Source organism: Cytobacillus sp. FSL R7-0680 (genome assembly GCF_038009245.1).
GTDB classification, from domain to species: domain Bacteria; phylum Bacillota; class Bacilli; order Bacillales; family Cytobacillaceae; genus Cytobacillus; species Cytobacillus kochii.
This window is the reverse complement of sequence record NZ_JBBPAO010000001.1, coordinates 1,688,428-1,714,924: the sequence shown is the minus strand read 5'-3', so window position 1 is coordinate 1,714,924 and position 26,497 is coordinate 1,688,428. Positions and strand designations below refer to the sequence as shown.

At 36.0% G+C, this 26,497-nt stretch carries 28 protein-coding genes; 25 read left to right on the top strand and 3 right to left on the bottom strand.

Annotation, left to right across the window (positions count from 1 at the left end; translation table 11 throughout):
• Positions 1 to 273: 273 nt before the first annotated feature.
• The 8 genes from ilvA (at position 274) to MKY26_RS08450 (ending at position 6,708) form a co-directional block, all read left to right on the top strand.
• Positions 274 to 1,542 (top strand): threonine ammonia-lyase IlvA, encoded by a 1,269-nt coding sequence (gene ilvA / locus MKY26_RS08485; RefSeq protein WP_095372865.1) that lies wholly within the window; start codon positions 274 to 276, stop codon positions 1,540 to 1,542.
• An 85-nt stretch (positions 1,543 to 1,627) separates the two neighbouring features.
• Positions 1,628 to 1,816 carry a twin-arginine translocase TatA/TatE family subunit gene (locus MKY26_RS08480; RefSeq protein WP_095372866.1) on the top strand — a complete coding sequence of 63 codons (189 nt, stop codon included), beginning with the start codon at positions 1,628 to 1,630 and terminating at the stop codon, positions 1,814 to 1,816.
• A gap of 201 nt (positions 1,817 to 2,017) precedes the next feature.
• A complete protein-coding gene (gene tatC / locus MKY26_RS08475) occupies positions 2,018 to 2,761 on the top strand; it encodes a twin-arginine translocase subunit TatC (protein ID WP_307313215.1) in 744 nt (247 codons plus the stop codon).
• Between the two features lie 86 nt (positions 2,762 to 2,847).
• A complete protein-coding gene (locus MKY26_RS08470) occupies positions 2,848 to 3,102 on the top strand; it encodes a DUF2535 family protein (RefSeq protein WP_095372867.1) in 255 nt (84 codons plus the stop codon).
• Positions 3,103 to 3,412: 310 nt separating this feature from the next.
• A complete protein-coding gene (locus MKY26_RS08465) occupies positions 3,413 to 4,258 on the top strand; it encodes a DegV family protein (protein WP_095372868.1) in 846 nt (281 codons plus the stop codon).
• Positions 4,259 to 4,416: 158 nt separating this feature from the next.
• Positions 4,417 to 4,989 (top strand): SCO family protein, encoded by a 573-nt coding sequence (locus MKY26_RS08460; protein WP_341095487.1) that lies wholly within the window; start codon positions 4,417 to 4,419, stop codon positions 4,987 to 4,989.
• Between the two features lie 309 nt (positions 4,990 to 5,298).
• Positions 5,299 to 6,114, top strand: coding sequence for an SGNH/GDSL hydrolase family protein (locus tag MKY26_RS08455; RefSeq protein ID WP_233435227.1), 816 nt, complete (start codon positions 5,299 to 5,301; stop codon positions 6,112 to 6,114).
• Positions 6,115 to 6,126: 12 nt separating this feature from the next.
• Positions 6,127 to 6,708 carry a YpmS family protein gene (locus tag MKY26_RS08450; RefSeq protein ID WP_095372869.1) on the top strand — a complete coding sequence of 194 codons (582 nt, stop codon included), beginning with the start codon at positions 6,127 to 6,129 and terminating at the stop codon, positions 6,706 to 6,708.
• A gap of 83 nt (positions 6,709 to 6,791) precedes the next feature.
• On the opposite strand, the gene MKY26_RS08445 is transcribed toward MKY26_RS08450, so the two are convergent.
• Positions 6,792 to 7,451 (bottom strand): DUF4397 domain-containing protein, encoded by a 660-nt coding sequence (locus MKY26_RS08445; RefSeq protein WP_307313227.1) that lies wholly within the window; start codon positions 7,449 to 7,451, stop codon positions 6,792 to 6,794.
• Between the two features lie 208 nt (positions 7,452 to 7,659).
• Here MKY26_RS08445 and msrA point away from each other — a divergent pair, with 208 nt between their 5' ends.
• The 3 genes from msrA to MKY26_RS08430 all read left to right on the top strand — a co-directional run bounded on the left by msrA (position 7,660) and on the right by MKY26_RS08430 (position 9,562).
• The gene (msrA, locus tag MKY26_RS08440; protein WP_095372871.1) at positions 7,660 to 8,205 is read left to right on the top strand and encodes a peptide-methionine (S)-S-oxide reductase MsrA; all 546 of its coding nucleotides are present in this window, start codon (positions 7,660 to 7,662) and stop codon (positions 8,203 to 8,205) included.
• Positions 8,198 to 8,635, top strand: coding sequence for a peptide-methionine (R)-S-oxide reductase MsrB (gene msrB, locus MKY26_RS08435; RefSeq protein ID WP_095372872.1), 438 nt, complete (start codon positions 8,198 to 8,200; stop codon positions 8,633 to 8,635). The genes msrA and msrB overlap by 8 nt, the downstream gene beginning before the upstream one ends.
• Positions 8,636 to 8,782: 147 nt before the next feature.
• Positions 8,783 to 9,562 carry an IclR family transcriptional regulator gene (locus MKY26_RS08430; RefSeq protein WP_180316955.1) on the top strand — a complete coding sequence of 260 codons (780 nt, stop codon included), beginning with the start codon at positions 8,783 to 8,785 and terminating at the stop codon, positions 9,560 to 9,562.
• A gap of 11 nt (positions 9,563 to 9,573) precedes the next feature.
• Here MKY26_RS08430 and MKY26_RS08425 read toward each other — a convergent pair whose 3' ends face one another.
• Positions 9,574 to 10,662, bottom strand: a complete 1,089-nt coding sequence (locus tag MKY26_RS08425) for a DUF3500 domain-containing protein (protein WP_341095455.1) — start codon at positions 10,660 to 10,662, stop codon at positions 9,574 to 9,576.
• Between the two features lie 78 nt (positions 10,663 to 10,740).
• Positions 10,741 to 11,829, bottom strand: a complete 1,089-nt coding sequence (locus tag MKY26_RS08420) for a GDSL-type esterase/lipase family protein (RefSeq protein ID WP_341051474.1) — start codon at positions 11,827 to 11,829, stop codon at positions 10,741 to 10,743.
• Positions 11,830 to 12,035: 206 nt separating this feature from the next.
• Here MKY26_RS08420 and MKY26_RS08415 point away from each other — a divergent pair, with 206 nt between their 5' ends.
• The 14 genes from MKY26_RS08415 to MKY26_RS08350 all read left to right on the top strand — a co-directional run bounded on the left by MKY26_RS08415 (position 12,036) and on the right by MKY26_RS08350 (position 26,468).
• Positions 12,036 to 12,209: a YjcZ family sporulation protein gene (locus MKY26_RS08415; protein WP_095372875.1), complete on the top strand. Its 174-nt coding sequence runs from the start codon at positions 12,036 to 12,038 to the stop codon at positions 12,207 to 12,209.
• 173 nt (positions 12,210 to 12,382) lie between these two features.
• Positions 12,383 to 13,357, top strand: coding sequence for a S66 peptidase family protein (locus MKY26_RS08410; RefSeq protein ID WP_341095437.1), 975 nt, complete (start codon positions 12,383 to 12,385; stop codon positions 13,355 to 13,357).
• Between the two features lie 330 nt (positions 13,358 to 13,687).
• A complete protein-coding gene (locus MKY26_RS08405; protein ID WP_307313243.1) occupies positions 13,688 to 15,058 on the top strand; it encodes an aspartate aminotransferase family protein in 1,371 nt (456 codons plus the stop codon).
• Positions 15,055 to 15,747 carry a CoA transferase subunit A gene (locus tag MKY26_RS08400; protein WP_095372878.1) on the top strand — a complete coding sequence of 231 codons (693 nt, stop codon included), beginning with the start codon at positions 15,055 to 15,057 and terminating at the stop codon, positions 15,745 to 15,747. Before MKY26_RS08405 ends, MKY26_RS08400 begins: the two co-directional genes overlap by 4 nt.
• A complete protein-coding gene (locus MKY26_RS08395; RefSeq protein ID WP_095372879.1) occupies positions 15,732 to 16,394 on the top strand; it encodes a 3-oxoacid CoA-transferase subunit B in 663 nt (220 codons plus the stop codon). Before MKY26_RS08400 ends, MKY26_RS08395 begins: the two co-directional genes overlap by 16 nt.
• A gap of 108 nt (positions 16,395 to 16,502) precedes the next feature.
• Complete coding sequence (locus tag MKY26_RS08390; protein ID WP_341095421.1) at positions 16,503 to 17,771, top strand: peptidase; 1,269 nt, start codon at positions 16,503 to 16,505, stop codon at positions 17,769 to 17,771.
• Between the two features lie 90 nt (positions 17,772 to 17,861).
• Positions 17,862 to 19,283 (top strand): aldehyde dehydrogenase family protein, encoded by a 1,422-nt coding sequence (locus MKY26_RS08385; protein ID WP_307313249.1) that lies wholly within the window; start codon positions 17,862 to 17,864, stop codon positions 19,281 to 19,283.
• A 70-nt stretch (positions 19,284 to 19,353) separates the two neighbouring features.
• Positions 19,354 to 20,214: a putative beta-lysine N-acetyltransferase gene (ablB, locus tag MKY26_RS08380; protein ID WP_341051466.1), complete on the top strand. Its 861-nt coding sequence runs from the start codon at positions 19,354 to 19,356 to the stop codon at positions 20,212 to 20,214.
• A 75-nt stretch (positions 20,215 to 20,289) separates the two neighbouring features.
• Entirely contained in the window at positions 20,290 to 21,705 is a 1,416-nt protein-coding gene (locus tag MKY26_RS08375; RefSeq protein WP_307313254.1) for a sigma-54 interaction domain-containing protein, read from the top strand.
• Positions 21,706 to 21,923: 218 nt separating this feature from the next.
• The gene (gene ablA / locus MKY26_RS08370) at positions 21,924 to 23,339 is read left to right on the top strand and encodes a lysine 2,3-aminomutase (RefSeq protein ID WP_095372884.1); all 1,416 of its coding nucleotides are present in this window, start codon (positions 21,924 to 21,926) and stop codon (positions 23,337 to 23,339) included.
• Between the two features lie 10 nt (positions 23,340 to 23,349).
• The gene (locus tag MKY26_RS08365; RefSeq protein ID WP_095372885.1) at positions 23,350 to 23,640 is read left to right on the top strand and encodes a YokU family protein; all 291 of its coding nucleotides are present in this window, start codon (positions 23,350 to 23,352) and stop codon (positions 23,638 to 23,640) included.
• Positions 23,641 to 23,708: 68 nt separating this feature from the next.
• Positions 23,709 to 23,927 (top strand): YozE family protein, encoded by a 219-nt coding sequence (locus MKY26_RS08360; RefSeq protein ID WP_095372886.1) that lies wholly within the window; start codon positions 23,709 to 23,711, stop codon positions 23,925 to 23,927.
• 676 nt (positions 23,928 to 24,603) lie between these two features.
• Positions 24,604 to 25,410 carry a GntR family transcriptional regulator gene (locus MKY26_RS08355; protein ID WP_180316956.1) on the top strand — a complete coding sequence of 269 codons (807 nt, stop codon included), beginning with the start codon at positions 24,604 to 24,606 and terminating at the stop codon, positions 25,408 to 25,410.
• Between the two features lie 38 nt (positions 25,411 to 25,448).
• Positions 25,449 to 26,468: a tripartite tricarboxylate transporter substrate binding protein gene (locus tag MKY26_RS08350; RefSeq protein ID WP_307313259.1), complete on the top strand. Its 1,020-nt coding sequence runs from the start codon at positions 25,449 to 25,451 to the stop codon at positions 26,466 to 26,468.
• Positions 26,469 to 26,497: the final 29 nt, after the last annotated feature.

The window sequence follows — 26,497 nt, the reverse complement described above, 5'->3', positions numbered from 1 at the left end:
TTTACTTCTAAAAAATCGTGCAACCCATTATTGCTCGGGAACAATTATAAGTGTATGTACTCCAAGTCTTATGCCCGATTCACTATAATCTCCTCATCAATTTTTTTCTATGAAGTAAATGATTATTATTCCATATATCGGAAATGAAAAATCAGAAATAAAGTAACCGTTTTCATTTTTAAAAAAACATGAATTTTTAAAAAATTGTGCATCAATCTATTATTCTCATGTTATAATGTACAAATTACAAAAGGAAAAGGGATGAGTTGGCAAATGGAACAGAGAGCAGTGAAAGAGAAAATGGTGCAATTGGAGGATATCTTAATTGCGTACCAGCACTTAAAGGATATCGTTGCCCATACACCGCTGCAAAAAAATAATCGCTTGTCTGAAAGATATGAGTGCAATGTGTATATTAAACGGGAAGATTTGCAACATGTACGCTCTTTTAAACTAAGAGGTGCCTATTATTCAGTGATGTCATTACCAGAGGAACGGATAAAGAACGGCGTTGTTTGTGCAAGTGCAGGCAATCATGCACAAGGGGTTGCCTATGCTTGCCATCGATTAGGTATTAACGGGAAAATCTTTATGCCGGCAACTACACCTAAACAGAAAGTAAGCCAAGTTGAATTATTCGGCAAAGATTCAATTGAAATTATTCTTGTTGGCGATACATTTGATGATTCATTCGCTGAGGCTCAGGCTTGCTGTAATCAGGAAGGGCGCACATTTATTCATCCCTTTGAAGATGAGCATGTGATAGCTGGTCAAGGAACTATTGCTGTTGAAATGCTTCATGATTGCGATGAACCAATTGATTATGTTTTCGCAAGTATTGGCGGGGGCGGATTGATGTCTGGTTTGTCCACGTACATTAAAAGTGTGTCACCTTTAACGAAAATGATTGGTGTCGAGCCTGAAGGAGCTTCTTCGATGAAGGAATCCGTTCAACAAAATCAAGTCGTGGCCCTAGATGAAATTGATAAATTCATCGACGGTGCAGCAGTTAAAAGAGTGGGTGAGATGACATTTGATATTTGTAAACGATATGTAGATGACATTATTAGCGTCCCAGAAGGAAAAGTTTGTACAACAATATTAGAATTATACAATGAGCATGCAATTGTTGCCGAACCAGCAGGAGCATTATCAATTGCAGCTTTAGACTTTTATAAAGATGAGATTAAAGGAAAGTCAATTGTATGTGTTTTAAGCGGTGGAAATAATGATATTGAAAGAATGCAGGAAATTAAAGAACGATCCTTGTTGTATGAAGGGTTATTGTATTATTTTATTGTTAATTTCCCTCAAAGAGCAGGGGCATTACGAGAGTTTTTAGATGAGGTGCTTGGTCCTACGGATGATATTGTAAGATTTGAATATACAAAGAAGAACAATAAAGGTAGTGGTCCAGCTCTAGTCGGTATTGAGCTAAAGAATCGACGTGATAATCATAGTTTAATCGAGCGCATGAATAAAAAAGGATTCTCTTACCAAGAAATTAACAATGATGAAAATTTGTTTCATCTTTTAGTCTAATGATTGTTAGGAATTAATTGACTTTTCTTTTAAAATAACGCTATAATGGGGATGGCTTGAACAACAGTTTAAGGGGATGTTTTTCATGTTTTCAAACATAGGTTTTCCAGGACTTATTCTCATTCTTGTGCTGGCACTCATCATCTTCGGTCCAAAGAAATTACCCGAAATTGGTCGCGCGCTAGGTGATACATTAAGAGAGTTTAAGAAATCTACGAAAGAATTAGCCAATGACGATGATGCTGAGAGAGAGACAATGAATAAAAAGGCCTAATCGATAGGGCTACATATAGTTATGAAAATGAATAATTGTGAAAATTAGAAACATGTATTAGTCAAAGTAATCAACTACTTTTGACCTAACCACATGTTTCTCGTTTTTTGTGTAGGTTTTCCATTTTGTTCGTCTTTAAATAGTGGACAAAAGTGAAGCAAGATTCAACAGGTTAAATTGAAAACGAAGCAGGAGTAGGTTATGAAACAAGAAGAATTGAATTATATTGAGCATCTAGAGGAATTAAGAAAGCGGTTAATTCTTTGTATAGTGGCATTTGTATTGTTTTTTATTGTCGGTTTTCTGTTCGTCGATCATATTTACCAATGGTTTGTCCGTGATTTGAAAGAGCAGTTAATTGTACTTGGACCAAGTGATATCATTTGGGTGTATTTTACGATTGCTTCTGTTATTGCCATAGCTGGGACAATACCAGTTGTGGCATTGCAATTATGGCAATTTGTTAAACCTGGACTTGTGCCTAAAGAGAGAAAAATTACATTAGCTTACATTCCAGCTCTTTTTGTATTGTTTTTAGTTGGGTTAAGCTTTGGTTATTTTGTCATTATGCCTACATTGTTTAACTTTTTGACTGGGTTAAGTGAAGGTATGATGGAAATGAGTTTTACGGTAGATAAGTATTTTCAGTTTATATTTCATATGACGTTGCCTTTTGGAATACTATTTGAATTGCCAGTTGTGGCGATGTTTTTAACATCCCTCGGGATGATTAACCCATACGTGTTAACAAAAATCAGGAAATACGCTTATTTTGTTCTTGTAGTGATTTCTGTTATTATTTCACCACCTGATTTAATGTCAGATATTATCGTCAGTATTCCGCTTCTTGTCCTATATGAAATCAGTATTACCTTATCAAAAATCGTTTATCGCAGAAAGTTAAAGAAAGAACAATTAGAAGCATTGGAAAGCTCCTCATCATAATTTTAATAAGCACAAAAAATCTAGAAGAATTATTAAACGAAATGATGTATAATACGATTAAACGGGTGAAAATGAGGATTGATATTTTGATATGTAAAAGCCTAGAGTTCAGAAATGTATTTGGACAGAAGGTGAAGATTACAGAGATTCCTTTAGTGGATAAGGATAGTCCTTGTTTTTTCTTAGTACACATTCGACTACAGCAGTTTGTAACGAAAATTTATCATACGGAACATTGTAAGACAACTGTGTACTCATTTAAAGAGTATTTAAAACGTGTGATGAAGTGGTCAGATGTTGAGATGGTATTTCAAACAAAAGAATTAAAAAGCAATGCATGATAGATCCCGTAAAGGGGTCTTTTTTTTAGTGTAGTGAACAAGTTGAGAAAGTTATAAAAAGGGTCCAAATAGTTATAAAAGCTAATATGCCTGTGAAATCATGTATTTTAGTTAACATTTATTTTGAAAGGTTTTTTGTTTTGTTTATTGATTATTTGTCCAGTTTACCTAACTAAAAAAACATTAAATAAATATAATAATCTTTTTTATTGTAATTTTGACAGTATAAAGACGTTTCAACATAAATCTTTTAATCGCAGTGATATACATGTATAATGAAGGTTGAATTGCTATGATAGGACGTGAATGAATGACTAGAATAAAAATTGTAACGGATTCAACTGTTGACTTATCAGCTGAAATGATTACAAAGTTAGATATAGCTGTTGTACCATTATCAATTAATATTAATGGACAATCTTATGAGGACCGTGTCGATATTACGCCCCAAGAATTTCTGGATTTAATGCGACAGTCTGATGAGCTTCCTAAAAGTTCTCAACCTGCAACAGGGACATTTGTAGAATTGTATGATCAACTAAACAAAGATGGTTACGACGAAATTATTTCTATCCATATGACTGGAGGAATGAGTGGGACAGTTGATTCTGCTCGAACTGCTGCAGACATAACAGAGGCCAATGTGACTGTTATTGATTCTCGCTTCATTTCAAAAGCGTTGGCATTTCAAGTCATAGCTGCTGCTGAACTCGCAGATAAGGGAGAAGATTACAAGCGTATTATCCAGAGAATTCAAGAAATTCAAGAAAATACGAAACTTTATGTTGTTGTAGACACTTTGGAAAACCTGATTAAAGGTGGAAGAATAGGAAAAGGCAAAGGTTTAATTGGCTCTCTATTAAATATTAAACCGATTGCTTCGTTAGCAGATGGCGTGTACACACCAATAACAAAGGTACGAAGTCACTCTCAAGTGATAAAGTTTTTATCCAAACAATTAGTAGAAGATGCAAAAGGAAAGACGATTAAAAGTGTAGGAATTACCCATGCGGGTGGTTTAGAATTAGCAAGAAAACTGAAAGAAGTAATCAGTGAATTAACAGGCTTTAATCATGTAACAATAGAGGATACAACACCAATTATTAGTACCCATACTGGTGAAGGCGCAATTGGTTTTTGTTATCACATCGAATAACCTTTAAGCAGTAAATGCCTCTTCTATTCGATTATTAGAAGAGGTATTTGCATTATTTTCCTTTGTTCACATAGATGTCATACTTTTTTCTTCATTCAAACAATTTCGTTTGGTACATTAATGTTGAATTGATAAATACATAAAAGCAGGTGAAAGTGTTGAAAAAATTAGCCGCGGTTATTGGTCTTTTTACAATTATTCTAGCCGCTTGTGGCCAAAGTGGTATAGAAAATGCACTAAACTATGATGTGGGAGATTTTAATTATACTAATCAAGAAAATCAGGCTGTAGGTTTAAGTGATTTAGAGGGGAAAGTATGGATAGCTGATTTTATTTTTACTAGCTGTGAAACGGTCTGTCCACCAATGACATATAATATGAGTCAATTGCAAGATAAGGTTAAAGAAGAAGGGATTGAAAATGTAGAGTTTGTTTCTTTTAGTGTTGATCCAACTGTGGACAGTCCTGAGGCATTAAAAGATTTTGCGAACAACTATGAAATAGACTTTTCAAACTGGCATTTTTTAACGGGCTATACCCAAGAAGAGATTGAAAGCTTTGCTGTTGATTCATTCAAGTCATTAGTAAAAAAACCAAAGAATGATGATCAAGTCATTCATCAGACTTCAATTTATTTAGTCGATCAAAATGGTGTGGTTATGAAGGATTATGATGGTGTATCCGATGTTCCTTATGAAGAAATCATTGCCGATATAAAAAAAATTCAATAATTTCATTCAACAGATCTTAGAAGCAAGACCAAGCCTAAAGTGTAAACTCAAAGCTTGGTCTTGCTTCTTTTTTGTGCTAATATATTTACCTCTTTAAGTGTTGCTTTTAACTTCATTTCATAAGAGTATCAAGTGATAAATTGTTTCTTCTGTACCCATAGATGGTATTTTATTTAAATTATTCTCTTCATTTAAGTTTAATAGTGGTTAAAAGAGTATAATTTAATATTATTAAGTAATCACACTTTTTTATGTGATTACCACAACATGATATAATGAAACATACTTTAATAAAGAGGTGAGAAAGAATTGAAAAGAATATTCACCTTATTACTATCAATCATGGTTCTATTGGCGGGTTGTAATACCAATGCGATGACAAGCGATAATGAGGCCGCTGAAGCAAAACAAATGGAGGATTTAACTAAACAAGATATTCCTGCAGAATTTTTCCCCATTGATTTAAATGTCGTATCAATAGGTGATTCATTGACCCAAGGTGTAGGCGACACGACTGAAAGTGGTGGGTATATACCCTATTTAGAGAAGCTCTTAGAGGAACATCGGTCGATTAATTATACAAGTTTTATTAATTATGGTGTAAAAGGGAATCGGTCAAACCAATTATTAGAACGGCTTAATATGGACAAAGTAAAAAATGCGGTAACAGAATCGGATCTCGTTATTATTACTATTGGTGGCAATGATATTATGAAGGTAGTCAGATCTAATTTTACCAAATTAAATGTAGCTGCTTTTGAAAAAGAACAAGATGTTTTTGAAGATAATTTAAATACAATTCTACATACCATTCGCGAATATAATCCGAAGAGTACAGTATTATTAGTGGGATTATATAACCCTTTTTTAGAATGGTTTTCAAGCATTAAAGAGCTAAGTTTGATCATGCGTCAGTGGAATATAGCCAGCCAACAAGTACTAGGTGAGTATGAGAACATGTATTTTGTAAATGTAGATGATATTTTTGAAACGAGTGAAGAAAATCTACTATTCACAGATCATTTCCATCCTAATGATCGAGGATATGAATTAATGGCAGGGAGAATTTATCAAGTTTTAGATCAAATAGGAATTAAGTCTGTCATTGAAAATAAAGAGAATTAAGGGGGAGCTTCATTGAAGGGGAATAAATGGAAAGTGCTTTTCTTAGGGCTACTGGGTATAATCATTCTATTTGCGCTTATTTTATTTATTATGGTTAGTATTCCAGCGAAGGATGACCCTTATGAAAGTGTGCAATTAAATGAGGCGGATTACGCTCCATTTCATATATCAACAAATAAAAATGATTTAAACCTATTAATTAATCATTACTTAGAGGAAGAAATTTTAGACGGAGGACTGGACTATGAAGTAAGGTTGGATGATGAAGTGAATTTATACGGCACCTTACCGGTATTCAGTCAACAGTTGCGTTTAAGAATGTCTTTTGAACCCTCTGTATTACCAAACGGGGATGTTGTATTGGAACAAAAGGATTTATCTATTGGCCAAATGGATTTACCGATCTCCTTCTTACTCAAACTAATTAATAATCATTATAAAACACCAGATTGGGTAGTCATCCAACCAAATGAAGAGAAAATCTATGTAGCGTTAACAGAAATGGATTTAAAAAGTGATATAAAAGTAAAAGTGAATGAATTCAATTTAGAAGAAGATGATATTGACTTTACTTTATTAGTACCGGTAAAGTAAGCATTAACCTGTAGCGAGTACTCTTATTGAGTAATATACCAGCTACAGGTTTTTATATGAACGAATAAGAAAAGTTCTGGCAGTTATTGAATAAGTACCATTAGTTCTAATGGTGGATCTCCTGTCACAGAACCAAAGATATAGATAAGATGTTGCTTTTGAGGCTGTAGGGGAAAGCGAAACGATGTGAGATAATCTCTATAAGGGTAACCGTAAATACAGCCTTGAAGCATACTAGGCGAAAGATTCATCCATTTACTCGATTGCTTGTATTGTATGAGTGGCAATTCCTCACTTTTGGGTGCTAATATTACCGGTTTGAATGATGGACCATCAGCTACCAGATGAATAAATTTTGCATTGAGTGAATTTGGTATAGCGATACTAGTTGGTGTATCAGTATATTTCATGTCATTTGCTTCACCTGAGAGTGCGATATTATGCAATGTTTCGGGGAGGACTTCAATTTTTCTACTAAGTAAAGATGAGACCATGACGTCAGTTGGATAAATATCAATATGGTAACTAGAGGCAGGTAATGCAAGTTTATTAGTCAATTGTTTATAAGAAATTTGTTTGTATATCTTGACACCATTTATAAAGATATCTATCATTTTGCTACTTGAAGAGAGATGAAAGAATTGGATATAGCCTAATGCATCTAAGTTCTGATTCAGTAGTTGATTGGCAGGTGACGACATTTTTTGTAAGACCTTTTGCTCTGAAGATGATTGCTGCACCATTAGTTAAGCCAACCTCCTTACTTATGATTTTTCATTATTGTATTCATCGAAATGTTTAATGCGCTAAAAAATTATAGAGAAGAGGGTATCGGAGACCATAAGTAGAAATTGAAGGTTGTTTATTTGCATCTACATCCACTTTTCTTTATCTTAGTGTTACAAGCTATTTCTTTAAGAGCTAAGGAAAATAAAAATGAGGTGTGACAAGATGGCGAATAATAATGAGGAAAAAGCGACATTTGCCGGTGGTTGTTTTTGGTGTATGGTTAAACCATTTGATGAGTTACCGGGCATTAAAGCGGTAATATCTGGTTATACCGGCGGTGATAAAGAAAATCCAACTTATGAAGAGGTTTGCTCGGAAACGACTGGTCATTATGAAGCGGTGCAAATCACGTTTGATCCAACGATTTTCCCGTATGAAAGATTACTTGAACTGTATTGGCAACAAATTGATCCAACCGATACTGGTGGTCAATTTTACGATCGGGGCCAATCTTATCAGACGGCTATTTTTTATTATAATGAACAGCAGAAACAATTGGCCGAAGCTTCAAAAGAAAAATTGGAGAAAGAGGGGCCCTTTAAAGATCCAATCGTGACAAAGATATTACCAGCAAAAGCTTTCTATCCTGCAGAAGAGTATCATCAACATTATTATAAGAAAAATCCAACTCATTACCAGGCTTACCATCAAGGCTCAGGTAGAGCAGGGTTTATTAAACAAAATTGGGGTGAGAAAAAAGATGAGTGAGAAAAAAGATTTGAAGAATAAATTAAATGAGATGCAATTTTATGTCACACAAAATAATGGTACGGAACCGCCATTTAGAAATGAATACTGGGATGAATTTAGAAAGGGAATTTATGTTGACATCGTCTCAGGTAAGGCGTTATTTAGTTCAACCGAAAAGTATGATGCAGGCTGTGGTTGGCCAAGTTTTACCAAACCAATAGAAGAGAAAGAAGTATTAGAAAAAGAAGACCACAGTCACAATATGGTTCGAACAGAGGTTCGTAGTAAGGAAGCTGATTCTCACTTAGGTCATGTGTTTAATGATGGGCCAGGTGAGAATGGATTAAGATATTGTATTAATTCAGCCTCTTTAAAATTCATACCATATGAAGATATGGAGAAAGAAGGCTATGGGCGTTATCTGAAATTATTTGCTGAAGAAGCTTAATATAAGTGTATTTAGACCAAGGGGGATTCACTTTAGTTGAATCCTTCTTTTCATTTCCCAAGAAATCTTTTTCCGCTTGTGGAAAGGTTTTGAAAATGGTAAATTTATTGTAAAGTAAATATTATTTAAGAGGTGATGGATGCATCCATGAATGATCAAATGTTTAAAAAGAACTATTCGATGCAAACCTTACATAAAGCATTACAAATTCTACGATCTTTTTCTTATGAGCATAAAACTTTGTCATTAACAGAATTACATAAACGTACGGGTCTATCTAAACCTAGTTTGCAAAGATTGCTTTCTACCCTTGTTTATGAAGGCTTATTACATAAAAATGAAGAAACAAAAAGATATCAGTTAGGATTAGAGTTATTGTTTTTAGGTCATTTAGTAGAAAAAAACTCAAGTTTTTTAAACATAGCCGCCCCGGTAATGAAAGAAATGTGGGTGAAAATAGAAGAGTGCATTAGTTTAAATGTGATTGAAAACGAAAAAAGAAAGTGTATAGATTTTATCGCAAGCAGTCATCAACTACAAACAATGATTACGGTGGGACAAGAATCACCACTATATGCAGGCGCTTCAGCAAAAATATTATTGGCTTATTTCCCAGCAGACATCCAAAGAGAGTATTTAGCAAAAATCCAATTCGAACCTCTTTCAAGTACGACGATTATTGATAAAGATGTCTTATATGAGGAGCTACAATCTATTCAACAAAGAGGATATGCCAAAAGCAATGGTGAAAGAGTGAAAGGTGCGATTTCATATAGTGCACCGATATTTAATCCTCAAAATGAAATTTTAGCAAGTATATCTATTACCATCCCGTCTGTTCGTATTGATGATTATGAAGAAGAAGAGCTAGTTGAAACTGTCATTGAAGGAGCCAGGATTATAACAGGTAAGATACAGAAAAATTAGACTGATGTTATTTACTTCAATATCCCCCCATAATCATTTAATTTATCGCGCCATATAGAATGTACATGTGCTTGTTTTTTATTGGCAACGCCCTCTTTACTATAGATTTCTATCCAAATTTGCGGTCCATCAATACGAAAGTAGCTACCCGGTCGCTTGATTGAAGTTGAACCAGCCCAAGCAATCGTCGTTTTCTGAAGTTGTTCCTGAGATAAATACGTGTGTAGCAATGCCTTTCTTGCTTCATAAGGTGCATGAGCGACCCATTCCTCAATCATGTGTTTTACTTGTATTTGTTGCTCTGTATTTAGATTTTTTATAAGTAAACCTTCTTGAGTGGGAAACGATTGGTCATTTCCGGGGCCTAGTAAAATGTCGTTAAACTCATCATTAAGTTTACTTTGCTGTTTTTGCTCATTACATAAAGATAGTAAGAGTGCATGGACAGCATTTACTTTTGCATTCATTGGATGATACGTACGATTATTTATTTGAAAAATACGAGGTTGCGTCCCCGTAAACTCAGGGGTAATCGTCGTTTTTGAACGGTTAATGAAAATATTCTTTGCAAGATGATGCCCTGTTAGTTGAATCATCCAAGGTTTTGTATAGGAAGGGTTTCCATGTATAGAGATATAATATTCTTGTGCCCCCCATTTAAATGGAGGGTTCTTGATTGTTGTTGATAAAAAGTAATCAGCTTTAATGATTTCTGTCATATGCTCAAAGCCAAGTGGACTGAGATTTGCTTGAAGTAATAACATGGCGAGTATAAAACTTTGTGTATTTAGTTCAGACAAGGGAACGCCATTTCTACTTGCTTGATTAATAGGTAGATTAGACCATTTATGTGCAATTGCCTTATTTAGTGGAAGGATCATTTCTTCTTTTTGTTCTTCATTTAAACTTTCGAAAAGTTGATGAGCAAGTTTAACTGATTCTTCCTTACTCGTAATATGGGGTTCATCTAAGATATGGTTGAGTTGTTCAAGAATGTAGTCTTGTTCTTGTAATTCTGCCGCTGTTGGAGCAAAAGAGGCAAGCACATGATTGGAATATATGAAGGCTATGAAAACGAGTAATACTAAACATCGATACATGAGAAAAACTCTCCCTGTCCTTTTTTTGTTAATGTGTGTAAAGGAAGGAGAGCTCATTCACTTATTTTGAAAAACGGTCTAGTTCGTACCCTCGGTAATGATCGTTGAAAGAAATATCTCCGCTTTACCTGACTCATTAAAGATGGATTTTTGCTTGGACACAGTAAATGTAACTTGATGAATACCTTTCTCTAAACCGCTTGATATATATAGATATCTTTCTTTTTCTAAAGGCCACCACGTTGATAATGTTCGTACAGGCTGACCGTCAATATAAATATCGAGCATGCCTCCTGCAGGGTGACTCTTCACTTTCATCCCGAGAAAAGTTCCAGAGAAGGAAAATTTGATTGTTTCTCCAGCATCTTCACTATACCAGTAAATACCTTTATATGGATGACTGGCATGTGTGTAGGCTGAAGATTGTTGTAAGGCGATATTTACGTCATCATGAAGAGGAGCAGCTAGTACAGCTATTTGCGTATCCTGATTCATCAAATTTTGTGTTTCTTGAAAAATCGCTTCGGCATAAAGTTGATAGCCTCTATCGTTTGGATGTACAAGGTCTGTCGTTAATTCAAAGGCAGAATAAGTTGATTCACTAAATACAGGTCGTAAATCAATATTTTTAGCTAAATAATGGGCTGAGATATCTGTGATCTTTTGAATGAATAATTCATTATCTAAAGGTGATTCTGTTAATGTATATATTTCTGTATCAGGATAATCTTTCTTTACTTGCCTTAGAAGTCCTTCATAAAATTGGGCAAACTGCTTTTCATTCATATATTTTCGGTCATTTTCCCCGAACACAATAAAAGTTAAATCGATGCTTCCTAGGTGCGGAGTGGCGTTCAGCTTATTTAACCCTTCAAAAGCAGTGCTTCCGCTTTGTACAACCATATGACGTTTAAAATCAACATCATATGTATCTTTCATTTTATTTTCCCATATTTGAAACCATCTTTTATTTGGCTCTGATGCCCCTGATCCTCTACCAATACTATCACCGATGATTAAATAGTTAATTGTTTTTTCGCTTCCTACTTTTTCATAAAAATTCTCTACTGATTGATCTCCCTCCACTTTAGGTTCTTGAAAGAATTGAAATAAAAATATAAATCCAATACATAACATGGAACATAGGAGGAGTGATTTTCTTTTCATTATTTGTACTCCTTTAAATATGACAATTTTAGATTACCCAATTTATCTTGTAATTAAATTGTATGAGATGAAAACGCTTTACGTCTAGAGGAAAAAGAAAAAAACTGACATTCTAAAAAAATTGGGCAAAAACACATGCAGGACAAGAACCTATGTCATATGATGATTTTGAAAATGCCTAAAACAAAAAGAGGAGTGGAATGATTATGAATTACGGATATGGATGCGATCCTTGTGCTCAACAAGTTCAACCTTATTATAGCTATCCAGTAGGTGGATACGGTGGTTGTGGAAATGGAGCATTCGGTGGCTTTGCGTTAATTGTAGTATTATTTATCTTGTTAGTAATCATCGGTGCTAGCTGGTGTGGTAACTGGTAATAATAAAGAATAAGGAGGGGCTTTTAGGAGTCTCTCTTTTTTTCATCAACATATTTGTCAGTGAATAACAAGTGGAAAATCGTTGAGTGATTATAAACAAGATTTTATGTATCTTGTCGAAATTAGATGAAAATTACGGTAAAATAGAAAGAAAAAAGTGGATGTGTACATAGATGTTTCCAAAGAGATTACAATCAGGAGATGAAATCAGAATCATTGCTCCTTCAAGAAGTATGGCTGTCATAAAGGGTGAACAAAGAAGATTAGCAGAAGAACGGTTAGTTAATTTAGGATTTAAAATAACATATGGTCAATATGTCCTCGAACATGATGATTTTTTTAGTACAAGTATTGAGCAAAGAGTGGCAGATGTACATGATGCGTTTCGTGACCCGAATGTTAAAGCGATTATAGCTGGTATAGGTGGTTATAATACCAATCAATTATTAAAATCAATTGATTATTCATTAATCAAGAACAACCCAAAGGTTTTTTGTGGGTATAGTGATATAACAGCATTGCTAGCTGCCATTCATCATAAAACGGGCTTAATTACATACTCCGGCCCTTTCTTTGCTGATTTTGGTATAAAATATGGGTTTGAATATACACTCAATAGCTTCCTTCAAGCAGTAACGACTGATGGCATGTATGAAATTGAACCTTCGGATAAATGGAGTGATGATCCATGGCATCTGGAGCAAGATGAAAAGCAGTATATAGCATCCGAAGGCTATCTTGTTCTTCAAGAAGGAGAGGCAAGCGGAAAATTAATAGGTGGAAATTTATCAACATTAACGTCATTACAAGGGACAGAATATATGCCTTCATTGAAAGGTGCGATTATCTTTATAGAGGATAATGAAGAATCACATCCCTTTCTTTTTGAACGGGGGCTGCAATCTTTGCTACAGCAAAAAGATGCGAATGAGATAAAAGCGATACTTATCGGGAGATTTCAAAAGGAATCACAGGTTACAGATTATTTCTTAAAGAAAATGATTGAATCGAAAAAGGAAATTAGCGGTGTTCCAATTATTGCTAATATTGACTTTGGACATACAAATCAAGCAGCGACGATTCCGTTTGGGTCGTATGCTACCATTAAAGCGGAAAAAGAAGATGTGGAGATTTTTGTAGGTGAATAGATAGGGAAACAGTGTACTCATGAAATTGGGTATACTGTTTTTTTATTCGTTAAGTCATTAATACACAAATCAAGCTGACTTCACACTTAGAGCCTCCGTCAAATCCCTCATTCAATTCATAACAATGGCAACTAAAATATTCTTTTAAATCTTTAAGAAAGTTTTACATTTCTCAAACATACAATTGAAATAAAAACATAAATCAATCTGATTCGCCCGCTCCAAAAAAATAATAATACTTCATTGCTCGTTTACCTCACATGTTATTGGTAGGTTTTAGCGGGTTTTCTTTATGTACGTTTAAATGCTCGATTAGTAAGGGGGATGGGGATGGACCGCACATATTTAATCAAACCTGTAATAGATGCAGAGTATCCAATGATTGATTATGGCAAGGGTGTATATTTGTACGATAGTGAGGGGAAGGAATATCTCGATGCTTCATCTGGAGCGATTACGGCAAATATCGGTCATGGAGTTCAGGAAATTATTGATGCAATGACAGAACAGGCTAAGCGAGTATCTTTTGTATATCGCTCACAGTTCACAAGTGAGCCAGCAGAAAGGTTAGCCAAGAAAATAGCAAGTTTATCCTTCCCAGAGTTGAATTGGTGTTTCTTTGTCAATAGCGGGTCGGAAGCAACAGAAACTGCCATGAAAATTAGTATTCAATATTGGCAAGAAAAAGGTGTGATGACCAAGACAAAGGTTTTATCTAGATGGATGAGTTATCACGGAATCACTTTAGGTGCACTTTCTATGTCAGGGCATACTGGGAGAAGAGCGCGGTTTATTCCCCTATTAGAAGATTTTCCAGTAATTCAACCTCCTTATTGTTACAGGTGTCCGTACAATAAAGAAGCTCCTGAGTGTGGTTACCTCTGTGCAAATGAGTTAGATAATATGATTAGAAGGATAGGGAGTGAGCATATTGCTGCTTTTATAGCGGAGCCGATCATTGGGGCATCGGGGGCAGCTATCACTCCACCGCAAGATTATTACAAGATTATTAAAGAGATTTGTGAGCGCCATCAAATCTTATTTATTGCTGATGAAGTAATGACGGGATTTGGACGCACAGGTACAATGCTCGCTTGTGAGCAGTGGGGTGTTGAACCAGATATCGTTACATTAGGTAAAGGGATGGGGGCAGGATACACGCCGATTGCTGCTACTTTAGTCGGTGATCATGTGATGGAACCGATTGTCTCAGGTTCTAAGACAATTATGGGAGGGCATACTTTGAGTGCTAACCCTCAAGCCTGTGCCGTTTCACTCGCTGTCATAGAATATTTAGAAAAGAATAAAATTATACCTGAAGTAAAGAAAAAAGGTGAATATTTAAAAGCAAAGTTATTACAGCTACAAAAAAGTTTTTCATTTATCGGGGATATAAGGGGAAGAGGTTTAATGCTGGGGATAGAGTTTGTCCAGAACTTTGTAGAAAAGAAGCCATTCCCTAGGGCGATGAAAGTAACCGAAAGTATGATTAGTATTGCTCAACATCATGGGTTACTTGTTTATCCTGCTGGAGCAGGTTCAGACGGTGTGAATGGAGATGCAGTTATGATTGCCCCCCCTTTGAATATTACTTTTAAAGAAATGGATGACTTAATTCAACGCTTGCAAGAAACCTTACAGCAATTTACGAACTTTTATTTAAAAGAAGTCGAGTTAAAGTTAGAAGGTGATGAAGAGTGAAACAGGCACTCAATAAAGTTTCATCTATTGAAGAAGTGGATCACTTATTTTTTGACGGTATGACATTAATGTATGGTGGTTTTGGTGGGGTAGGATCACCGCCGACACTGATTGAAGCGATTAAGCAAAAAGGGGTCTCACAGTTAAAGCTTATTGGTAACGATACTGGGTTTCCTCATATTGGTATTGGAAAAATCGTTAGCCTCGGCCGTGTGTCTCATATAATTACTTCTCATATCGGCTCTAATCCGATTGCAGGCCAATTAATGACAGATGGGAGGATGGCGGTTGAATTTTCTCCACAAGGGATACTGGCAGAGCGTATCAGAGCTGGCGGTATGGGGTTACCAGGGATTTTATCAGATATTGCAATCGATAATGATATCGTACAAAAGGGCAAGGTTTTTTGTGAAATCGCTGAAAAGCGCTATATGGTTGAAACGGCGTTAACAGCGGATATTAGTATCGTTTATGCTAAGAAAGCAGATACATTTGGTAATCTCATTTTTGATAAAAGTGCAAGAAATACGAATCCCCTTTGTGCGATGGCAGGAGACATTACCATTGCTGAAGTAGAAGAAATTGTTCCAGTTGGAAGTTTACAGGCAGAAGAAATAATTACGCCTGGTGTATTTGTTGATTATATCATCCAATCTGAGGGGGTTGACTGGAAATGGGCTTGGCAATAGAAAAGCGTAATCGTATGGCCAAAAGAGCAGCTGCAGAAATCAAATCTGGAATGGTTGTGAATCTCGGCATAGGTATACCCTCATTAGTACCTAATCATCTCCCTAGAGATTTTGCCGTCATGTTTCATGCCGAGAATGGCATTATTGGGATGGGACCGAGCCCCATCCATGGCGAAGAAGATGAAAACTTATGCAATGCCGGTGGATTTCCTGTTTCTTTAGTTACAGGTGGTTCTTATTTTGATAGCGCGCTCGCTTTTGGCATGATTCGTAGGGGTAAGGTGGATTTAACTATTTTAGGATCATTACAAGTGAGTGAAACCGGTGATTTAGCTAATTGGATTGTCCCGGGTAAAAAGGTACCGGGGATGGGGGGGGCAATGGAGCTAGCCCAAAAAGCGAAAAAAGTGATCGTCGTCATGAATCAAACGGATAAACACGGTCAATCGAAAATTGTGCAAAAATGTAGTCTTCCTTTAACCTCAACTGCTTGTGTCAATATGGTTATTACAGATATGGCAGTTTTTTCGGTTGAGAAAAATCGTGGATTAGTTCTTCATGAGGTCTTTAAACCTCATACTATTGATGAAGTATTACAACTTACTGATGCAACTGTGTCACTCCATGACAAGATTATTTTTTCATAGGGCAAAGGAAAATACTTAGCATTAGCGAATAACTGAAAAGAAAGCACTTTTTCCACATGATTCAACCTTTTTCACCATCGACGATATCTTTAAAGGAGTGGGGCTTCGATGAATGAAGATTTAAAACTTAAAGACTGGTTAAATGAAAATCGAGCGAGGGGTACACGTTTTTTACAAAGGCTTGTTCAAGAAAAAAGTACGCGTGGAAACGAGAGTAGTGCACAAGCAATTATTATTGAAAAATGCCGTAAATTAGGGCTTGCCCTCGATATATGGGAAATTGGAGATGAAGAGCTGCTTAAACATCCTGCTTATTGTTCTGATAGAAAGGATTATAGTGGTAATCCAAATGTAGTGGCTGTTCTAAAGGGCAAAGGAGACGGCAAATCAATCATTTTAAATGGTCATATTGATGTTGTACCAGAAGGGGATATAAATGACTGGACAGATGATCCGTTTAGTGGGCATATCCAAGAAGGTAAAATGTACGGTAGAGGTACAACAGATATGAAAGGTGGAACAGCCGCATTACTACTCGCTTTAGAAGCGATTATTGCTTCAAATATTAAACTGAAAGGTGATGTTATCTTTCAAAGTGTGATAGAAGAAGAAAGTGGAGGAGCAGGAACATTAGCAGCTGTTTTAAGAGGTTACCAAGCGGACGGCGCAATCATACCAGAGCCTACTAATATGAAAGTATTTCCAAAGCAACAAGGGTCAATGTGGTTTCGTGTATCTGTGAAAGGTAAATCAGCACATGGTGGCACCAGATATGAAGGAATCAATGCCATTGAAAAATCGATGTTAGTCATAGAAGGACTTCAGCAGCTAGAGAGAGTGCGAAATGCGAGAATTGACGATCCTTTATATGAAAATATACCCATCCCTGTGCCAGTGAATATTGGCAAAATTAAGAGTGGAGATTGGCCATCTTCTGTACCGGATATAGCTATAATTGAGGGCAGAATCGGTGTAGCTCCTCATGAGAGAATGGAAGACGTAGAAAAAGAATTAGAAGCGGCCATTGATGAGGTGTGTGTGAAAGATGGATGGCTATCAGAAAATATACCAAGTATTGAATGGTTTGGAGGCAGGTGGCAACCGGGGAATCTAGAAAGTGATCATCCATTAATCACTACTGTCGGTAAAGCTTTTGAAAGGGTGACAAATAAAGAAGCAATCATTGAAGCCTCTCCGTGGGGAACGGACGGAGGCATCTTATCAAACGTTGGTCATACACCGGTTGTTGTCATTGGTCCAGGTGTCACAGCTTCTGCTCATGATGCTAATGAATATATTTTTTTAGATGATGTATTTGAGGCTGCTGAGGTAATTGCCCTCTCCATTGTTTCATGGTGTGGCATAGTTGAAGAGTAAATAGATAGTTGCTTAGGTTAGTTGTTGATTGCAGTAGGGTAAATAATAGATAAACAAACAATATTAAAAGATTAGTAGGAGGCAATTTAGATGCAGCAATTATTATGGATTAACGGAAAACATAAAAATACGCAAACGTTAAAAGCACTAAAAAGTCCTTATAACCAAGAGGTAATAGCAGAAATCGCTCAAGCTTCATCAAATGAAGTAGAAGAGGCGATAGAAGCAGCAAATGAAGCGGCGAAAAAAATGAGAGAAATGCCTGCTTATCAAAGAGCAGAGATTTTAGAATCTGTTGTTGAACAATTAAAGGCGCAAAGACAAAATTGTGCTGAGATCATTGCAAAAGAAGCAGCAAAACCGATAAAAGCGGCATTAGCAGAAGTAGAGCGGACCATTATGACCTATCGATTTGCCGCTCAAGAAGCAAGGAATATCCAAGGTGAAACAATCCCTATGGATGCGGCTCCAGGAGGAGAGGGAAGGGTGGCTTACACTGTTCGCGAACCACTTGGAGTTATTGCTGCGATTACCCCTTTCAATTTCCCTATGAATCTTGTTGCTCATAAAGTTGGTCCTGCAATTGCAGCTGGAAATGCTGTTGTGCTTAAACCAGCAAGTCAAACTCCGCTATCAGCCTATAAAATCGCCGAAATGTTTCAAGAAGCAGGTCTTCCAGCAGGTGCGCTCAATGTTGTTACAGGGAGCGGGAGTATAATTGGCGATGTTTTCACCAGTGATGAACGAATTGCGATGATTACTTTTACGGGCTCGCCTGCAGTTGGAAAATCAATTAAAGAAAATGCTGGTTTAAAAAGGGTGACGCTTGAATTAGGATCCAATTCAGCTGTTGTTGTTGATGAACATACAAATATTGAAAGAATCGTACCTCGGATTGTTGCTGGAGCTTATAATTTTCAAGGTCAAGTGTGTATTTCCGTACAAAGAGTCTTCGTTCATCAAAATGTTTTTGCTTCTTTTGTGAAAGCCTTTGTTGCTGAAACCAAAAAGCTTAATTTAGGAAACCCCCTCGATGACCGAACAGATGTATCAGCTTTGATATCTGAAGACGATACAGTGAGGGCTTCAGCATGGATTGATGAAGCGATAAGGAATGGTGCTGAGTTAGCATATGGAGGAAGAGAAGAAGAGGGTGTACTGCAACCAACTATATTATTAAATACAAGGTTGGATGATAAAGTTTCTTGTGAGGAAGCCTTTGCCCCGGTCGTTCATATTAATGAGTTTGCTTCATTTGATACTGCACTTGATTGGGTGAATCAATCTAAATATGGGTTACAAGCTGGTGTGTTTACAAATGACTTGCAAAGAGCGTTTCAGGCTGCGAAAAAGCTGCATGTTGGTGGTGTGATGATTAATGATTTCCCAACATTTAGAGTAGATCATATGCCATATGGAGGCGTGAAGGAAAGTGGAACAGGTAGAGAAGGAATAAAATATGCGGTGGAAGAAATGACTGAAATGAAACTAGTAAGCTTTCGCTTAGCGTAACGAACCAAATGAGTGACAGAATATGAAGGCTCGGCGATAGCCGGGCTTTTTCTATAATGGAGGGCGAAAAATGGTTGAAATCATACAGGAAAAACTGTGTACAAATCATTATGTAATGGACGTTGTAAAGGATTTCTATAATAAACGAATAAGGATTGATGATTATCGTGGTGATATGTGCGCAATCATAAAAAAAATAACTGAAGTTTCCGATGAACATGAGATTGAAAAGGTAATAATTAAAGCAAGAAAGGAGGATTTTGAAACGCTGATACAGAATGGTTTTCTATGTGAAGCTACCATAAATCGCTATTTTCTTGGGTCTGATTTATTCTTTTTCTGTAAGTATTATCAAACAGAAAGAAGAAGAAGTGATGACTGGATAAAAGAAGATGAGATTGTTGAAAATGTTTCTAAATTGTCAAAGGGGTTTCAAATAAATATCCCACCCGCAGACTATCAATTAAGAAGAATGACAGAAAATGATGCCAAAGGGTTGGCTACACTTTATCGGGCTATATTTGAAGTATATCCAACGCCTCTTCATGACCCCGAGTATATTAAGAAAACAATGAATGATGGTACGATTTATTTTGGTTATGTTTATGCAGATGAAATTGTAAGCGCTGCTTCAGCAGAAGTAAATAATGAGTATAAAAACGCAGAGCTAACGGATTGTGCTACTTTAGTGGAACATCGTAAGCATGGACTAATGAAAGTGTTATTACAGAGATTAGAGAAGGAACTTGCAAATGATGGAATCTTTTGTGCTTATTCGATTGCTCGTTCTTTATCTTTTGGTATGAACGCAGCCCTACACCAATTAGACTACGTCTATCGTGGAAGGTTAGGAAAGAATTGTTATATTTTTAATAAACTCGAGGATATGAATGTTTGGGTAAAAGATTTATCAACAACGATTTTAAAATAATTTGCCCAAAAGTTGGCAGTGTATGACAAATTTTCGGCACCTCATCTGTATTTATGGAATAGAGGGGGAATGAGATTGACAAGTGAGTACGGTATTTCTAAAGAGGTCTTATCAGCAATTTTAAATAGCATAGACGAAGGGATTCATGTTGTTGATCAACATGGCTATACGATCTACTACAATGAGATAGCGGCCAAACATGATGGTTTAAAAATAGAAGAAGTGTTAGGAAGACCACTTTTAGACGTTTTTCCCTCGTTAAACAAAAATACGAGCACATTGTTTAATGTCATGCAAACTCAGCAACCAATGATCAATGAACAGCAAAGTTATGTGAACTTATATGGAAAACAGATTGAGACCGTCAATACTACTTTACCGATCGAGCTTGATGGGAAAGTTGCTGGTGCGGTTGAAATTGCGAAAGATTATTCGCGAATTAAAGAACTGAATGATAGTTTGATTGATTTAAGATCAAAAGTAAAAAGCAAAAGAAAAACAGCAACAAGTCATTCACATGCAACCAAATATACCCTTGATAGCTTATTAACAAAAGATGAGAAAATGATAGCGGTAAAAAACGAAGCAAAAAAACTAGCCCGTTCACAGTCACCGATGCTTGTAATTGGGGAAAGTGGAAGCGGAAAGGAATTATTTGTTCAAGGAATACATGATGCATCACTCTCGGCAAATGCTCCCTTTATTGCACAAAACTGTGCTGCTATTCCAGAATCTTTATTAGAAAGTGTCTTATTTGGGACAACGAAAGGAAGCTATACTGGTGCCATGGATCGGCCAGGATTATTCGAGTTGGCTGATGGGGGCACATTATTTTTAGATGAGATTCATGCGATGCCTATAGAGCTACAAGCGAAGCTATTACGTGTGTTAGAAGATGGTCAAGTGAGGAGACTAGGAAGCACAACAAACACATATGTGAACTTTCGCGTCATTGCGGCAATGAATATTCACCCTCAAATTGCCCTGGCAGAAGGGAAAATACGAGCAGACTTATTCTATCGTTTAAATGTACTCACGTTTGAATTATTACCTTTAAGAGAAAGGAAAAAAGACATTGTTTTCTTAACTGAACATTTCATTAAGCAATATAACGAGCAATTTTTAAAAAATATTACAGGTCTACACCCACAAGTACAGCAGTTTTTTTTCAAGTACAAATGGCCAGGAAATGTCAGGGAACTTAAGCATACGATTGAATATATGATGAATGTGTGTAATGGATCAACCCTGACTATTCAAGATCTCCCTCTAATGCTTAAACAATATGTAAAAGAAAAGAAGGACTCTACTAAACAAACTGACTTTGCCCTGCGTCCCGCTTTAGCCAAATTGGAGAACCAATTAATAGAGGAAGCCATCAACCAGACAGAGGGAAATATATTAAAAGCAGCTAAATTGTTACAAATTCCAAGGCAAACGCTTCAATATAAACTACAAAGGCTTGAAGTGATATCAGGTGCTAAAGAATGATAGGGGATGACTAAGCTTTGACATAATAAATGTTCTTCTTAAAGTGCCGAATAATCGGCATTTTTTTTATGACCACCATTTGTTAAGAGCCCTTCTATTAGCTGTTCCCTCCATTTGTATCCACTGTGTAGGTGTTCGCATATCTTATTCTTAGAATGAAATAGTTGGCATGGCTTTTGCATAATAAAATTGACGACTACTTTGAAGGGGGAAATCATGTGAAACAGTTTTTGTATAAGCCAAAAAGGCATTGGAAGGATATCGAACTTTGGAAAGACGTACCTGAGGAAAAATGGAACGATTGGTTATGGCAACTAACCAATACGATAAGAACGTTAGATGATTTAAAAAAGGTTATTGATTTAACGCCTGAAGAAGAAGAAGGGGTTAAAATATCAACGAAAACCATTCCATTGAATATTACACCTTATTATGCCTCACTTATGAGTCAAGATGATCCACGCTGTCCGATTCGCATGCAATCTGTACCCATTTCAGAAGAAATTCATAAAACCAAATATGATTTGGAAGATCCACTTCATGAGGACGAGGATTCGCCTGTTGCTGGATTGACTCATCGTTATCCAGATCGTGTCCTCTTCTTAGTAACTAATCAATGTTCTATGTATTGCCGTTATTGTACAAGGAGAAGGTTTTCCGGTCAAATTGGCATGGGTGTGCCGAAGAAACAATTAGATGATGCAATTGAGTATATTAGAAACACACCTGAAGTTCGTGATGTCCTCATATCTGGAGGAGATGGTCTATTAATCAACGATAAAATACTTGAGTATATTTTAAAAAGCTTGCGAGAAATTGATCACGTGGAAATTATTAGAATTGGTACAAGAGCACCTGTCGTATTCCCGCAAAGAATCACGGAGAATCTATGTAATATTTTGAAAAAGTATCATCCAGTCTGGTTAAATACCCATTTTAATACATCGATTGAAATTACTGAAGAATCGAAAAAGGCTTGTGAAATGTTAGCAAATGCTGGTGTGCCAGTAGGTAATCAATCAGTTATTTTGGCAGGAATCAATGATAGTGTAGCAATTATGAAGAAACTGATGCATGACTTAGTTAAGATTAGGGTAAGGCCGTATTATATTTATCAGTGTGACTTATCTGAAGGGATTGGCCATTTCCGTGCACCTGTTTCAAAAGGGTTAGAGATTATTGAAGGCTTGCGAGGTCATACTTCAGGATATGCTGTGCCAACCTTTGTGGTCGATGCGCCAGGAGGAGGAGGGAAAATTTCTCTTCAGCCGAATTACTTGATCTCACAAAGTGCTGATAAAGTAGTCTTAAGAAACTTTGAGGGAGTAATTACGACTTATCCAGAGCCTGAAAACTATGTCGCAGGTAAAGCTGATGATTATTTCCAAGGTGTATATGGAGATATGGAAGATATGAAATCAAAAGTAGGTATTGCGGGCCTATTGAATGATGAAGCATTTAATCTTGTCCCAGAAGGATTATCAAGATTAAATCGTCGTGATAATTATGACCATGATCCATCTCATAGTAATTTGAAGAATCGTAGGGAAAAACGTGACGAGTTAAAAGAAAAGAAATACCAAGCAGAACAAAAGAAAAGGTCAGAGTCGGAAACGGCAGCTTCTAATGAGTGAGGTGATAACAATGCATAGCCATTGTACATGGTGTGATAGTAAGCATATTGAAGAGACAAAAGCCAGTGTGTTTTGGGAGCTCCCAGATGGCACGAGAGCAATAGAAATTACCCAAACACCATCTATTTTGTGCCAAGACTGTGATATGGAATATCAACCTGATGAACAAGTTAAAGAAATTGAAGATCAACTTTTTTTAATTGATACGAAAACAATAGATAAGGAGATTTCTTTTGCTGAATTGATGGCTAGACCACGATTGCTTAAGAGAAATTATTTTGATTTCTCTCATTTAGATTAACCTAATGCTTGATTTGTTATTAACTTTCCTTCATGATGTAGAAAAACGGATTAAAGGAAGTTGGTACGATGGCAAAATCTTTTTATCATTTTTTAATGACCTACCGCCATCCTGAACCAAAGGATGAAATAAGTATTTTTGCAAACGATGCTTACCTTGATCATAGTTTTCCTAAAATGTCTAAGAACTATCAAGAAATCAGTTCTTACCTTGAGTTAAACGGATCTTATTTAGCAACGATGACTGTCTTTGATGAAGCGTGGGAACTATATAATCATAAGGGATAAATGCTTAGTGTTACTCAATTTCTTCGCCTATGATTCTATTAATATGGTGTAGACTTACGTTTTATATAAGAGAGTAGGAAGTAAATTTAAAAGTACCTTATAGAGTAGATACGTAAAAGATCTACCTAAAGGTGCTTTTTATTTATAATTGACTTGGGTATGACCGCCGTGTTTTATACTCCCTAGCTAGTAACATAATATCTTTGATAGGATCAAGGACCATAATCTTCATATGAAGTGAATGACATGTTTATTTAATGAATTGCCTATAATAATGGAAATATAATATTAAGAATAAATTGACAATTACAAATAGTTTTAATAAAATGTTAGTTAATAAGCTAGGCATACGCCCAAATCTTCGTTAGGAGGGGTAATAGAAAAGAGATATATTTAGAAAAAGCTGTAGGAATAGCTTGGTGTTTATACGCCCGTTTGCCATACCTTAATCATAAGGGCGAATATATCAGTATTTTTTTAACTTGTTATATAACGTCTACATACATGTATAAATGTATGGGGGAGTTTGAAGTTTCTAAACCAAAAGAAGTTGGGAATTTAAACTAAGGGTGAAATGAGACTTATTAAAGAGCTTATCCCAATAGTTTTCCTGAAAAAATTTTTTTAAGTTTATATATAACATCTATATACATGTATATATGTGAGGAGAGTTATGATGACTATTAATCGTGAAAGTTATATACCTTTATATAAACAAATTGCTCAAGACCTTCAAAGGAAGATTGAGAATAACATCTTTGAGCCAGGACAGAGATTACCTAGTGAACATGAATTAACAGAAGAATATGGGGTAAGCAGATTAACGGTTCGAAAATCAATAAAACTTTTATTGGAAGAAGACCTAATTATCATTCAACAAGGAAAAGGTATGTATGTTAAATTTCCAATCATTCAAACGGACATTATGAACGATGTATTAGACGTGCAAAACTTTAGAGGATTTTATGAAACTTTAACAGGTCAAGGTCTAAACGTGAAAATAAAGTTAGTCAAATACGGCGAAGAAGAGATACCAAAAAATATTGCCGAAGCACTAGAATGCTCGATGGATACTAAAATACGTACAATATACCGAATATTTTATTTGAAAGATATGCCGATCGCTTTTAACATTACCTATTTATCCCCTGAATTAGTTTTTACAGAAAAGATGATCGATGAAGTGGAGCACCAACCATTAAGTACATTGTTAAAAACAAGCCAAGATAATTCTCTGCTGGGTCTTGAGGAAATAAGATGTTCAATAGGGGTACGTCCTGTTTCGAAGGAAATAGCAAATAGGCTAAACGTCCCTAATAACCAGCCTCTAATGACATTAAGCCGAGTATTTTACTATAAAGATGCTTCTCCTCTTGTAGCAGGGCTCATGTATCTAAATACAGACTGTTATCAATTCACTATTAGAAGTAACAGTAAAGATAATAATGATAAGCCGACTTTAGAGATGTTATCAATTTACTGATAAAAAATAAATTTAAAATTAGGGGGGAATATTTTAATATGAAAAAAATGAAAGCGCGTTCATTCGTTGTTGTTTTGCTAGTTACATTAGTAATGCTAGTTTTATCCGCGTGTAATTCATCAGATGTTGCATCTTCGTCTGAAAAAGCAAAAGAAGAAAATGAAGGCTTACCAGAGAATTATCCTAATAAATCTATTGATGCACTTGTTGGTTTTGCTCCTGGTGGTGGTCAAGACCTAATTATGCGTACAACGGCACAAATTTTAAATGATGCAGAGATAATAAAACAATCTTTTGTCGTCACTAATAAAACAGGTGCTGGAGGTCGTATTGCAAGTGAAGAATTAGCGAGGCAAAATAGTGATCCTTACAAGTTAATAGTGATTCCTGAATATGGTCCAGGTTGGGACCCAAGACTTAGTTTAAAGTTTTCTGATTTCCAACCTATTGCTTCCCTGGCTACTAGTGAACTATTTATCTATGTCCATAAAGACTCCCCATATGAAACGATAGAGGAGTTGTTAAGTTCATTAAAATCGGAGAAAGATGTAACTATTGGTACACTCGGTCCAATTGATGGGGGTGAAGCCTTTAAATGGGATCTAATCAAACAAGGTGCAGGTATTGATAAATTAAACTTCGTTCCAATGGAAGGGGCTTCTGAAGGCTTGACGGCTGTACTCGGTGGCCAAATTGATACAACCTTAGGTGTACTTCCATTAATTAATGACTATATCAAAACAGGTGAAGTGCGAGTGTTAGCTGTCCTTTCAGAAGAACGTTCTAAAGATTTACCAGATGTCCCGACTTTAAAGGAATCGGGAGTGGAAGTTGCTTTCCATCGATATACAGGAATTTGGACAGGTGGGGACGTTTCAGCTAAGGTTGTTAATTATTGGGCAGAAAACCTAGAGGAAATGACAGAAACAGATACCTGGAAAACATTTTTAAAGAACCGTGGTTTGTCTCCTTATTATCTAAATACGGAAGAATATACAAAATTAATTGAAGAAGAAGGAATAGAGTTTAAAAAATATTTGGAAGATTTAGAAAAATAATTTTCTTGTAATTATTAAATTTCATTTCT